The following is a 12,039-nucleotide window of genomic DNA, read 5'->3' on the forward strand; positions in this document are numbered from 1 at the left end:
GGTTCGACACACCCGACCGCGTGGGTCGGCGAAGTTCCAGGTTAGCTGTACAAATCGGCACACAGAAACCGGAGAAGTAGTGCCTACGATCCAGCAGCTGGTCCGTAAGGGCCGGCAGGACAAGGTCGAGAAGAACAAGACGCCCGCGCTCGAGGGTTCCCCCCAGCGCCGCGGCGTCTGCACGCGCGTGTTCACGACCACCCCGAAGAAGCCGAACTCGGCCCTGCGTAAGGTCGCGCGTGTGCGTCTGACCAGCGGGATCGAGGTCACCGCTTACATTCCGGGTGAGGGACACAACCTGCAGGAGCACTCCATCGTGCTCGTGCGTGGTGGCCGTGTGAAGGACCTGCCGGGTGTTCGCTACAAGATCATCCGCGGCTCCCTCGACACCCAGGGTGTCAAGAACCGCAAGCAGGCCCGCAGCCGCTACGGCGCCAAGAAGGAGAAGTAAGAAATGCCTCGTAAGGGCCCTGCCCCGAAGCGCCCGGTCATCATCGACCCGGTCTACGGTTCTCCTCTTGTCACGTCGCTCATCAACAAGGTGCTGCTGAACGGCAAGCGCTCCACCGCCGAGCGCATCGTCTACGGTGCCATGGAGGGCCTGCGCGAGAAGACCGGCAACGACCCGGTCATCACGCTGAAGCGCGCTCTCGAGAACATCAAGCCGACCATCGAGGTCAAGTCCCGCCGTGTCGGTGGCGCGACCTACCAGGTTCCGGTCGAGGTCAAGCCCGGCCGCGCGAGCACCCTGGCGCTGCGCTGGCTCGTCGGCTACTCCCGCGCCCGTCGCGAGAAGACCATGACCGAGCGCCTGCTCAACGAGCTTCTCGACGCGTCCAACGGCCTCGGCGCCGCTGTGAAGAAGCGCGAGGACACCCACAAGATGGCCGAGTCCAACAAGGCCTTCGCGCACTACCGCTGGTAGTCGCTACCCACATCGAGACCGAGAGAAGACGAAAGCCTTATGGCTACCACTTCACTTGACCTGGCCAAGGTCCGCAACATCGGGATCATGGCCCACATCGACGCGGGCAAGACGACCACCACCGAGCGGATCCTGTTCTACACCGGCGTCTCCTACAAGATCGGCGAGGTCCACGACGGCGCCGCGACCATGGACTGGATGGAGCAGGAGCAGGAGCGTGGCATCACGATCACCTCTGCTGCCACCACCTGTCACTGGCCGCTCGCCGACGTCGACCACACCATCAACATCATCGACACCCCGGGCCACGTCGACTTCACCGTCGAGGTGGAGCGTTCCCTTCGGGTGCTCGACGGCGCTGTGACGGTGTTCGACGGCGTTGCCGGCGTCGAGCCCCAGTCCGAGACCGTGTGGCGTCAGGCGGACCGTTACGGCGTCCCGCGCATCTGCTTCGTCAACAAGCTCGACCGGACCGGTGCCGAGTTCCACCGCTGTGTCGACATGATCAGCAGCCGCCTCGGCGCTCAGCCGATCGTCATGCAGCTCCCGATCGGTGCCGAGGCCGACTTCAAGGGCGTCGTCGACCTGGTCACGATGAAGGCCTTCGTGTGGTCCGCCGAGGCGGAGAAGGGCGAGATGTACGACGTCGTCGACATCCCGTCCACCCACACCGAGGCTGCCGAGGAGTACCGCGGCAAGCTCGTCGAGACCGTCGCCGAGAACGACGACGAGATCATGGAGCTGTACCTGGAGGGCCAGGAGCCTTCCGTGGAGCAGCTGTACGCCGCGATCCGTCGCATCACCATCGCGTCCGGCAAGTCCAAGGACACCACCGTCACCCCGGTGTTCTGCGGCACCGCGTTCAAGAACAAGGGCGTTCAGCCCCTGCTCGACGCGGTCGTGCGCTACCTCCCCTCCCCGCTCGACGTCGAGGCCATCGAGGGCCACGCCGTGAACGACCCGGAGGAGGTCGTCAAGCGCAAGCCGTCCGACGACGAGCCGCTGTCGGCGCTGGCGTTCAAGATCATGAGCGACCCGCACCTCGGCAAGCTCACCTTCGTCCGGGTCTACTCGGGCCGCCTGGAGTCCGGCACTGCCGTGCTGAACTCCGTCAAGGGCAAGAAGGAGCGCATCGGCAAGATCTACCGCATGCACGCGAACAAGCGTGAGGAGATCGCGGCGGTCGGCGCCGGCGACATCATCGCCGTCATGGGTCTGAAGCAGACCACGACCGGTGAGACGCTGTGCGACGACAAGCAGCCGGTGATCCTGGAGTCCATGGACTTCCCGGCGCCGGTCATCCAGGTCGCCATCGAGCCCAAGTCGAAGGGCGACCAGGAGAAGCTGGGCATCGCGATCCAGCGCCTGGCCGAGGAGGACCCGTCGTTCCAGGTCCACTCGGACGAGGAGACCGGCCAGACCATCATCGGCGGCATGGGCGAACTGCACCTCGAGGTGCTGGTCGACCGTATGCGCCGTGAGTTCAAGGTCGAGGCCAACGTCGGCAAGCCCCAGGTCGCCTACCGCGAGACCATCCGCAAGGCGGTCGACCGGGTCGACTACACGCACAAGAAGCAGACCGGCGGCACCGGCCAGTTCGCCAAGGTGCAGATCGCGATCGAGCCGATCGAGGGCGGCGACGCCTCGTACGAGTTCGTGAACAAGGTGACCGGTGGTCGTATCCCGAAGGAGTACATCCCTTCGGTCGACGCCGGTGCGCAGGAGGCCATGCAGTTCGGCATCCTCGCCGGTTACGAGATGACCGGCGTGCGCGTCACCCTGCTCGACGGTGGCTACCACGAGGTGGACTCCTCCGAGCTCGCCTTCAAGATCGCCGGTTCGCAGGCCTTCAAGGAGGCCGCGCGCAAGGCCAGCCCCGTGCTGCTCGAGCCGATGATGGCCGTCGAGGTCACCACGCCCGAGGACTACATGGGCGAGGTCATCGGCGACATCAACTCCCGCCGTGGTCAGATCCAGGCCATGGAGGAGCGGGCCGGCGCCCGCGTCGTCAAGGGGCTGGTGCCCCTGTCGGAGATGTTCGGCTACGTCGGCGACCTCCGCAGCAAGACGTCGGGTCGCGCGAGCTACTCGATGCAGTTCGACTCCTACGCCGAGGTTCCCCGGAACGTCGCCGAGGAGATCATCGCGAAGGCCAAGGGCGAGTAACGCACCGCGTTCACACGCTTTAGGCTTGACTCCGGAGCCTCTGGGGCAACCACCCGCATTCGTCAAGGATCGTGGGTGTTTGCCCCGGCCCCGGGATTTGACAGCAAAGATCACCTGGCGCCGATGAAGCAAGGCGTTCCAGAACCACTCCCAGGAGGACCCCAGTGGCGAAGGCGAAGTTCGAGCGGACTAAGCCGCACGTCAACATCGGCACCATCGGTCACATCGACCACGGTAAGACGACCCTCACGGCCGCCATTACCAAGGTGCTGCACGACGCGTACCCGGACCTGAACGAGGCCTCGGCCTTCGACCAGATCGACAAGGCTCCTGAGGAGCGCCAGCGCGGTATCACCATCTCCATCGCGCACGTCGAGTACCAGACCGAGACGCGTCACTACGCCCACGTCGACTGCCCCGGTCACGCGGACTACATCAAGAACATGATCACGGGTGCGGCGCAGATGGACGGCGCCATCCTCGTCGTCGCCGCCACCGACGGCCCGATGCCGCAGACCAAGGAGCACGTGCTCCTGGCCCGCCAGGTCGGCGTTCCGTACATCGTCGTCGCCCTGAACAAGGCCGACATGGTGGACGACGAGGAGATCCTGGAGCTCGTCGAGCTCGAGGTCCGTGAGCTCCTCTCCGAGTACGAGTTCCCGGGCGACGACCTGCCGGTCGTCAAGGTCTCGGCGCTCAAGGCCCTCGAGGGCGACCCGGAGTGGGCCAAGACCGTCCTGGAGCTCATGGCCGCGGTCGACGAGTCGATCCCGACCCCCGAGCGTGACGTCGACAAGCCGTTCCTCATGCCCGTCGAGGACGTCTTCACGATCACCGGTCGCGGTACGGTCGTCACCGGCCGTATCGAGCGTGGTGTCCTGAAGGTCAACGAGACCGTCGACATCATCGGCATCAAGCAGGACAAGACCACCACCACGGTCACCGGCATCGAGATGTTCCGCAAGCTGCTCGACGAGGGCCAGGCCGGTGAGAACGTCGGTCTGCTGCTTCGTGGCATCAAGCGCGAGGACGTCGAGCGCGGCCAGGTCATCATCAAGCCGGGTTCGGTCACGCCGCACACCGAGTTCGAGGCCCAGGCCTACATCCTGTCGAAGGACGAGGGTGGCCGTCACACCCCCTTCTTCAACAACTACCGTCCGCAGTTCTACTTCCGTACGACGGACGTGACCGGCGTCGTGACCCTCCCCGAGGGCACCGAGATGGTCATGCCGGGTGACAACACCGAGATGAAGGTGGAGCTCATCCAGCCCGTCGCCATGGAAGAGGGCCTGAAGTTCGCCATCCGTGAGGGTGGCCGGACGGTCGGCGCCGGCCAGGTCACCAAGATCAACAAGTAAGTCCTGTTGATCGGCCTGGTAGCTCCAGCCTGAGCTGAGCAACCTGAGAGGGCCCGTACGACTCCGGTCGTACGGGCCCTTTCGCATGGACGGCGCCGGGGGTGCGGCCCGTGGGCTCGGGGCGCGGGGAGACCTCGGTGGAGCCGGTCAGGCAGGGTACCGGGGGAGGTCCTCGGTGGAGATGGTCCAGTCCGCGACGGTGACGTACTCGCCGTAGACGAAGTCCTTGCGGGTGGCGTACCGGGGGCCGTCGGGGGTGGGATGGATGTCGCTGAGGACCGCGCCCGTTCCGGTACGGGGATCGAAGACCGCGTAGACGGGGACGCCCATCAGGGGGTAGTCGCGCACCTTGCTCACCCAGTCGTTGTCCGGGTTGGAGCGGGAGACGACCTCGATGGCGGCGATGAGTGACCGGGGATCGAAGGAGCCCTCTCCTTCCATGTCCGTCTCGGCGATCACCATCACGTCGGGACGGCGCATGATGCCTTCGGGCTCGTCCTCCACGTCGGGTTCACCGGTGTGGGCCACGATCTCGTCCGGCATCGCCTTCTCCAGGCGCTTGCGAACGCGCAGCACGGTGAGCTCGTGCGGCCTCGTGGGCGACATCATGTCGAGGACGATCCCTTCCTTGGTGATCTCGAACCTGCCGGGGAGGCGGTCGTCCGTCGACTCCACGAAGTCCCGCATGGCCCGGTAGAGGAGGGAGGCGCCCTGCTGGGTGTGGTCCGAGGCGATGGTCATGGCGCTCGCTCCTCGTCTGTGCCCGGGGGCAAGGATCGTCACGCTCATGCTAGGCGGCCTGCGGGGGATCGGGTCGGCAGTCGCGGCAGAGGGGCTGCGGGGTCGGCGAGCGGAAGGGGCGGTCGCAGCCGTCGCAGGTGGGGAGGGGGCCCCGTACGGGCGGTGGAGTCTCGGGTGGCGTCCGGAAGGGCGGCGGGGGCGGGAGCTGGGCGGCGAGGCGGTGGGCCAGGAGGGCGGCCGGTCTGCGCAGCGGGTCCGCCGGCAGGTCCGCGGTGAGGGCCCCCGTCACGGCTGCGGGGCTGACGTCACGCTCCAGCCAGGCGGCGACGCCGGGGGCGAGGTGTTCCACGTCCGTGGCGGACAGCAGGAGGCGGGAGTCGTGGCGGCGGATGCGTGCGAGAAGATCCGTCGCCGCCTGGAGGAGCGCGGGGGCCGGGTACGCGGGGCGGGGCACGTCGGGGAGCGCCTTGCGCAGCTGCGGCTCACGGGTCGGAGCCTCGCGGGGCTGGGACGTGGCCGCCGGCCTTGTCGGCGCGTGGTCCGAGGCCGGACGGCGATCACGGTGACCGGGCTGGTTGCAGGAGACCGTGCGGGTGATGATCCGGCCGCCGGGGATGCGGGTGCGTTCGCGGCGGAGGTACCCGTGGGCCTCCAGCTCGCGCAACGCGGCGGCGATACGGACCGACCCTTCGGGGAAGCGCGCGGTGAGGCTCTTGATGTCGACGCGGAACCCCGGGGGCAGCGACTGGATGTGCACACCCAGGCCGATCGCGAGCAACGACAGCTCCGCGTGCTGGGCGAGGTGGTTGCCGATCACCGTGAAACGGGTGGTGTGACGGGCGTTGTCGTGGCTGAGGCCACCCACTTGAGGGTGGGTTTTGCCCGGGATGCGGGACTCGGCACCCGAGGGCGCGCTAGGGTTTTCCGTGTTCATCAGGGAGGCTTGTCCTTGGTGACGGTCCATCGGGAAGTTGTGTTCCCAGGTGGTCAGGCCCTCGCAAGGGATGCCAGTCCCTGCGGGGGCCATTTGTGTGTCTGCGGCGTGGGGGTGCATCCGGTGAAGCGGTGCTGCTGCGCTGAGCGTAGAGCAGACAACCCACCCCGAATCCACCCCAGTTGGCATATTCACTCGCGGGAGTGAGTTTGCGCGGCGGGCGGGAGGGGTGGGGCTTGGTGGGGTCATTTCACGCACGTGGTCCTTGGGGAAGACCGCCCCTGTCACCGAAGCGCAGAGGATCGGGTTCCGGTGCCGACGACGTGCGGATTTCCGCCCAGACCGTCTTGCGCGGCCACCGTCCCTCGTACACTCCCCAGCGGTCGGCGAGCGCGTCCACCAGCCGTAGTCCGCGGCCCGACTCACCCTGTGCGTCGGCCGGTCGGAGGCACGGCATCCGGTCACCGCGCGTGTCCGTCACCTCGATGCGGAGGGCGTCGCCGATGACGTACAGGAGCAGGCGGAAGTCGCGCCCGGGGACGCGTCCGTGGGTGACGGCGTTGGCGGCCAGCTCGGCGACGAGGAGCGCGGCCGGGTCCAGCGGCAGCCCCCAGGAACGGAGTTGCTCGGTTGCGAGGAGACGGGCGAGGCGGGCTCCGCGGGGCGTGGCGGACAGGCGCACGTCGAAGTTGCGGAGGGAGACGCCGGGGGAGTCGAGTCGGTGGTTTTCCTGGATCACGTCACTCAGCGTGGCCGGCTCCGCGTACCGTGAACAGTGACCTGACGGTTGCGTAGGGTCACTGTCCATCCCTTGTCCGGTCGTGTCCGGGCTTGTCGGAGGCGGGCGCACGGGTATCGCCGTGAGGGTGTGACGGGACGACGGAGGGGTGCGGGATGTCGGTCGACGGGCAGACGGTACGGCTCGAGGACGAGACGGGCGAGACGGACGAGCCGGGTTGGGAGGTGGACCCGGACGACGAGTGGGGCGTCGCGGTCGTCGCCACGGTGGGACGCCAACTGAGGCTGCGCCGGGAGGCCGTGGCGATGCGGGTCGCCGACTTCGCGGTGGCCGTGGGATACGGCGAGGACATGGTCTACAAGATCGAGAGCGGCCGGCGGATCCCCCGCCCCGAATATCTGGACAGGGCGGACGAGATCCTGGGCGCGGGCGGCCTGCTCTCGGCCATGAACGAGGACGTGAAGAGGGTCCAGTACCCGAAGAAGGTGCGGGAGATCGCGGAGCTGGAGGCGAGGGCGGTCGAGATCCAGCTCTACGATCCGCTGAGCATCCACGGGTTGCTGCAGACGCCGGAGTACACGAGGGCGCTGCTGCGGATGCGGCGGCCCGCGTATACGGACGACGTGGTGGCGCGAGGGGTCGCTGCGCGCGTCGCACGCAGGTCGGTGTTCGATCGGGACCCGATGCCCGAACTCGGATTCATCCTGGAGGAATGGACGCTGCGACGCCCGCTCGGAGGACGGGCGGTGTTGCGTCGCCAGCTCGAACACCTGCTGGAGAAAGGACAGTTGCGAAACGTCGAGCTGCAGGTGATGCCCATGGACCGCGAGGAACACGCGGGGCTGGCCGGCGGCATCGAAGTGCTGAAGTTCGCCGACGGTTCGGCGGTGGGGCGCTCGCCGGCGGTGGCCAACGGTCGGGCGGTATCCGACCTGAAGCAGCTCCGTATCCTTGAACTGCGGTATGGCATCATCCGAGCTCAGGCGCTCACCCCACGTGAGTCGTCGGCCTTCATCGAGCAACTGCTGGGGGATACGTGATTCCGGACCTGCACTGGTTCAAGAGCAGCTACAGCAGCAGCAGTGAAGCCGACTCCTGCGTCGAAATCGCCACCGCCCCCTCCGCCGTCCACGTGCGGGACTCCAAGGTCGTCGACGGCCCCGTGTTCCAGGTCGCCTCGTCCGCCTGGACGGAGTTCGTGACGTACGCGTCAGGCGGAGACCATCGCGGCCAGTAGCAGCAGGAGCCCCACCGGGAAGAGCGTGATCAGCAGTGCCGCGCCGGCCGCCAGGATGCGGGGCATCCGGAACGAGAGGCGGTGCGGCAGCACCCAGGCGAGGGCGTACAGGGCCATGGCCGTATAGAACATGCCGCCGTACTGCCCCATGCCATGGTGATGCCGGACGAGGGCGTACTCCGTCGCGAGAACCGGCAGTCCGAACACGGAGGCCACGAAGGGGGCTCTCCACCAGGTCCTGTGGGGCTCGTGAAGCGGGGCCGGCAGGGTCTCGGTCTCGGTCATGGCCCCACTGCACCAGCGCCACGCGTCTGATGCATCCGAACATTTACGTCCGCGACGTAGGTACGGGTACTCAACTGGCTCCGCGAGGAACGCGCTACGGTACATGCCAAGTTTGCAGTGACAACGGGGATAACGGGGACAACGGGAGACACGCGTGGCGTGGGACGAGTGGGAGCAGCTCAAAAGCGCGGCGGCTGATCGGCACGGGACCCAGATGCAACTGAACCACGTTCCGCTCGACCCGGGTGGCAGCGGCGGCACACTGGTCTCGAACAAGCCGGCCTGGTCCAAGGCCGGCAGTGATGTCGGCTTGATCCGCGAGGACCTCAGCAAGGTGGAGGTCAAGCTGGCGGACGGGCAGAAGGGGCTGGGTGAGGATGCCGGCTGTATGACGGCGGCGTCGCAGAAGGCCGTTCATGAGTCCTGGGAGAAGTACGTCAAGAACGTCAGCGCGCGCTGCGGGAAGCTCTCCGGTCTGCTGGAGAAGGTGGGCAACGACCAGCTGAAGACGGACGAGGCGATCGAGGCCGAGATCGGCAACTTGAGGGTGGAGTACGCCGATACGGCGGTGCTCGGCGGCCAGGACGACGGGCGGTTCTAGGCGTCATGGATCTCGCAACGCTGAAGGCCCTCAAGCCGACCGAGTACTCCGAGGCGGCGGACGGTTACCGCAGCACGTCTGACATGGCGAGTGCGGCCAAGGACCGTATCGAGAACCAGATCGTGGTGGCGATGAGGAACTCGCTGAAGGGCGAGGCCGCGACTGCTGCGATCAAGGAACTGGGGGAGTTGGGCAAGAACTTCCACTACATCCAGGTCGAATGCGGTCTCGTCAGTACGGCTCTGGAGGCGTTCTCCTACGAGGTGGGTGCGGCCAAGAGAAAGCTCGACGCGGCCCTCGACGGTGCGCAGGCCGCGAACCTGACGGTGAACGCCGACGGTTCGATCACGTATCCGGCGGGCGGGGAGAAGGGCGAGGACGGCAAGATCCCCGACGGCGGAACGGTGGGCGGGTTGACGGACGGCACGGCCGCCGCGATCGGCCGTCAGTCGGCCAATGTCGACCCCAACCCCAACCACCGCCTCGCCCAGGACTACGCCGACCAGATCGCCGCCGCCCTGAAGGAGGCCACGGAGGCCGACGAGAAGTGGGCGCCGAAGCTGCTCGCGCTGAAGGCGGACGACGACCTGACCGTCTCCGACAGCGACTGGTCCGACGCGTCCTCGGACACGAAGGGCGTCGCCGAGGCGGGCAAGAAGTATTTCGACTCGCTTCCGCAACCGCCCAAGGACGGTACTCCGGAGTCGAACGCGGAATGGTGGACCGGCTTGAACGCGGAGGAACAGGCCGCGTGGGTCTCCATGCGGCCGGACGCCATCGGTGCGATGGACGGTCTGCCCGCCACGGCTCGCGACGAGGCGAACCGCATCGTGTTGGAGGAGACGCGCGCCAAGATGCGGATGGAGTTGAATTCGATCCCGAAGCCGCCGGCCAACGAGTGGACCTGGATCACTGCTGGTGGCTACCCGTCCAAGGTTCACACCGACGAATGGATGGACTGGCACAGAGAGTACGGGGACCGATCCGAGCAGCTGAAGCAGCACCTCAAGGGCATGCACTACATACAGGACCGGTTCGACCGGACCGGCGAAGGTGGCCTGCCCGAGGCTTATCTGCTCGGCTTCGACCCTGTGGGGCTGGACGACGGAAAGATCATCATGGCCAATGGAAATCCGGACGTCGCGGACCATGTGGCTGTGTACGTGCCCGGTACCCACGCAGGCCTCGAGAAGATCGGAGAGAACGACACCCATGGGGACCTCGGCCGTGGCGAGACGCTGTGGGCGGAGAGTTCCAAGCTCGCTCCGGGCCAGAAGGTGTCCACGATCACCTGGCTCGACTACGACGCTCCGGACAGCATCGTCCCGGAGGCGAGCAGCGGATCGCGCGCGGAGGAGGGCGGTCCTCGCCTGTACGACTTCCTCCAGGGGAGCAGAGCAGCCCACGAGGAGGCCACCGGAACCACCGCACACACCACGGTTCTCGGGCACAGCTACGGAAGCACGGTAGTCGGCGCTTCCGCGCAGTCGGGGAGCTGGCAGGACCCCGAGGCCGTGGACGACTACATGTTCGCAGGCAGCCCCGGTGTCCAGGCAGACCATGCGGCGGACTTCGGTGTGGGTGCGAACCATGTCTGGGCGATGGGCGGACCCGGGGACGACCAGTTGGTACGTCAAGGCGGTCGCTTGATGGGTCTCGGCGACAACCTGACCATCCCCACTGACGAATCGTTCGGCGGGAACGTGATGAAAAGCGACTCGGACGGGCACAGTGGATTCTGGGATGAGGGATCCGAGAGCCTGCGCAATCAGGCTGCGGTGATCGCTGGCAAATATCATAGGGTTGAACTTGAATAGAATGATGGCGAAGATTTCGTATGTGGTATTGGGCTGCACCCTGTTGGTCGCATGCTCGCAGAGAGGTGAGGTCTCCAAAGTGGAGGTACGCGACAGTGATGCGGTCAAGACGGAGATCGAGCAGGAGTCCAGCCGAATCCTGGAGATCATGGCGATCAAAGGAAAGGTAACTAATACCGGAGCCGTGACTACTCCCTGCGCGAACTACGACTCCAGCGAGAATGTGTACCGTGCCCGCCATCCGTGGAGTGTCTATCAGGTTCCCGTGGCGGAGATGGAGCGAGCCATGGACCGTCTGCGTGCAGGACTGCCCGACAAGGGCTGGGTGATCGTCAAGGATGGCGTTGACGGCAGCGTCGCCAAGAGCCCACAAATAGTGGCCGAGTCCAAAGGCAAGAAATTTGCTGTTGATGTGCGGTTGCTTGATGAGCGAAAGTACGGTGATGACCCTTCACTTCTCGAGGTAACGGTCGAATCTGCCTGCTACCGGTCCAAGTGAGCGTGCGAGAACGAGTCGTGAAAACAGTGCAGGGTGCACGCATCCGCAGGAGGATCAACCCAGCCTGGTCCGCCGCCCTGGCGTTGTAGACAACTCGGCCCCCGCCAGACGGCATGGGCCGTCAGGTCGCTCGCGGCGAGCGCGGTGGGATGGCCGTGTGTCAGCGCTGCCTGCAACTGGGCTGCTCCGGCCCGCTGTTCGGCGCTCAGGCCCGGGACCAGGCCGACCGGGGCGACCCGCATGTTGGCGCCGCATCCCTTGGACCCCAGCACGGTCGCCGCCTGCCACGGCCCGCCGCGTTCGAGTGCGGCACAGGCGTTCAGGCATGTCTGTCCCGGCGCGCGATTGTTGTCGGGGGAGCGCAGCCACCGCACGAAGTGGGCCCGCAGGGCGGGTTCCAGTGTCTCGGCGGAGAAGACCGCGTCGGCGTCCCGGGTGACGTCCAGCAGGGCGTCCCCGACGGCCAGCGCCATCTGGGTGTCATCGGTCACCAGCGCCACACCATCGGTGAAGGGCAGTTCCAGGTCCCGCCAGGCGCCGTACCGGGCGGCCATCTGCTCCAGGGTGAGGAACTCGGTCGGGTAGCCCAGTGCGTCCCCGACGGCCAGGCCGACCATCGTGCCCGATGCACCGTCTTTGACCCGGTCCAGGCGCCATTCCTTCCCGGCGAGATCGTCGACGACGATGATGCTCGGCGCCTCGGTGAGCGAGCCGGGAACGACATGGCTGCGAGGACT

Annotated in this window: 13 protein-coding genes and 1 pseudogene; 9 read left to right on the forward strand and 5 right to left on the reverse strand. The window is 66.7% G+C overall.

Annotated features, from left to right (window positions below):
• The first annotated feature begins 79 nt into the window (after window positions 1-79).
• The 4 genes from rpsL (at window position 80) to tuf (ending at window position 4,449) form a co-directional block, all read left to right on the forward strand.
• A complete protein-coding gene (gene rpsL, locus ACH4ZA_RS00230; protein WP_003948652.1) occupies window positions 80-451 on the forward strand; it encodes a 30S ribosomal protein S12 in 372 nt (123 codons plus the stop codon).
• Window positions 452-454: 3 nt separating this feature from the next.
• Window positions 455-925: a 30S ribosomal protein S7 gene (gene rpsG, locus ACH4ZA_RS00235; RefSeq protein WP_030788318.1), complete on the forward strand. Its 471-nt coding sequence runs from the start codon at window positions 455-457 to the stop codon at window positions 923-925.
• Between the two features lie 39 nt (window positions 926-964).
• Window positions 965-3,091, forward strand: coding sequence for an elongation factor G (fusA, locus tag ACH4ZA_RS00240; protein ID WP_319277163.1), 2,127 nt, complete (start codon window positions 965-967; stop codon window positions 3,089-3,091).
• A 164-nt stretch (window positions 3,092-3,255) separates the two neighbouring features.
• The gene (gene tuf / locus ACH4ZA_RS00245; RefSeq protein ID WP_057584687.1) at window positions 3,256-4,449 is read left to right on the forward strand and encodes an elongation factor Tu; all 1,194 of its coding nucleotides are present in this window, start codon (window positions 3,256-3,258) and stop codon (window positions 4,447-4,449) included.
• A gap of 147 nt (window positions 4,450-4,596) precedes the next feature.
• Here the strand turns inward: tuf and ACH4ZA_RS00250 are convergent, their stop codons facing one another.
• The 3 genes from ACH4ZA_RS00250 to ACH4ZA_RS00260 form a co-directional block, all read right to left on the reverse strand.
• The gene (locus ACH4ZA_RS00250; RefSeq protein ID WP_319277161.1) at window positions 4,597-5,190 is read right to left on the reverse strand and encodes a Uma2 family endonuclease; all 594 of its coding nucleotides are present in this window, start codon (window positions 5,188-5,190) and stop codon (window positions 4,597-4,599) included.
• Between the two features lie 49 nt (window positions 5,191-5,239).
• Entirely contained in the window at window positions 5,240-6,124 is an 885-nt protein-coding gene (locus tag ACH4ZA_RS00255) for a helix-turn-helix domain-containing protein (protein ID WP_319277160.1), read from the reverse strand.
• Between the two features lie 250 nt (window positions 6,125-6,374).
• Window positions 6,375-6,863, reverse strand: coding sequence for an ATP-binding protein (locus tag ACH4ZA_RS00260; protein ID WP_319277158.1), 489 nt, complete (start codon window positions 6,861-6,863; stop codon window positions 6,375-6,377).
• A gap of 155 nt (window positions 6,864-7,018) precedes the next feature.
• Here ACH4ZA_RS00260 and ACH4ZA_RS00265 point away from each other — a divergent pair, with 155 nt between their 5' ends.
• Window positions 7,019-7,903, forward strand: a complete 885-nt coding sequence (locus ACH4ZA_RS00265; RefSeq protein ID WP_398427395.1) for a helix-turn-helix domain-containing protein — start codon at window positions 7,019-7,021, stop codon at window positions 7,901-7,903.
• Window positions 7,900-8,100 carry a DUF397 domain-containing protein gene (locus ACH4ZA_RS00270; RefSeq protein WP_398427396.1) on the forward strand — a complete coding sequence of 67 codons (201 nt, stop codon included), beginning with the start codon at window positions 7,900-7,902 and terminating at the stop codon, window positions 8,098-8,100. The genes ACH4ZA_RS00265 and ACH4ZA_RS00270 overlap by 4 nt, the downstream gene beginning before the upstream one ends.
• On the opposite strand, the gene ACH4ZA_RS00275 is transcribed toward ACH4ZA_RS00270, so the two are convergent.
• A complete protein-coding gene (locus tag ACH4ZA_RS00275; protein WP_398427397.1) occupies window positions 8,074-8,385 on the reverse strand; it encodes a hypothetical protein in 312 nt (103 codons plus the stop codon). The genes ACH4ZA_RS00270 and ACH4ZA_RS00275 overlap by 27 nt on opposite strands.
• A gap of 154 nt (window positions 8,386-8,539) precedes the next feature.
• Between ACH4ZA_RS00275 and ACH4ZA_RS00280 the strand changes: the two genes are divergently transcribed.
• The 3 genes from ACH4ZA_RS00280 to ACH4ZA_RS00290 are packed head-to-tail and all read left to right on the forward strand — an operon-like array spanning window position 8,540 to window position 11,302.
• Window positions 8,540-8,986 (forward strand): hypothetical protein, encoded by a 447-nt coding sequence (locus tag ACH4ZA_RS00280; protein ID WP_398427399.1) that lies wholly within the window; start codon window positions 8,540-8,542, stop codon window positions 8,984-8,986.
• A gap of 5 nt (window positions 8,987-8,991) precedes the next feature.
• On the forward strand, window positions 8,992-10,803 hold the full coding sequence (locus ACH4ZA_RS00285) for an alpha/beta hydrolase (protein WP_398427400.1): 1,812 nt from the start codon (window positions 8,992-8,994) through the stop codon (window positions 10,801-10,803).
• A gap of 1 nt (window position 10,804) precedes the next feature.
• Entirely contained in the window at window positions 10,805-11,302 is a 498-nt protein-coding gene (locus ACH4ZA_RS00290; RefSeq protein ID WP_398427401.1) for a hypothetical protein, read from the forward strand.
• 107 nt (window positions 11,303-11,409) lie between these two features.
• Here the strand turns inward: ACH4ZA_RS00290 and ACH4ZA_RS00295 are convergent.
• Window positions 11,410-11,919, reverse strand: a pseudogene (locus ACH4ZA_RS00295) (ADP-ribosylglycohydrolase family protein); the annotation flags it as partial.
• Window positions 11,920-12,039 lie beyond the last annotated feature (120 nt).

It is taken from the genome of Streptomyces sp. NPDC020597 (assembly GCF_044335095.1).
Lineage (GTDB): Bacteria > Actinomycetota > Actinomycetes > Streptomycetales > Streptomycetaceae > Streptomyces.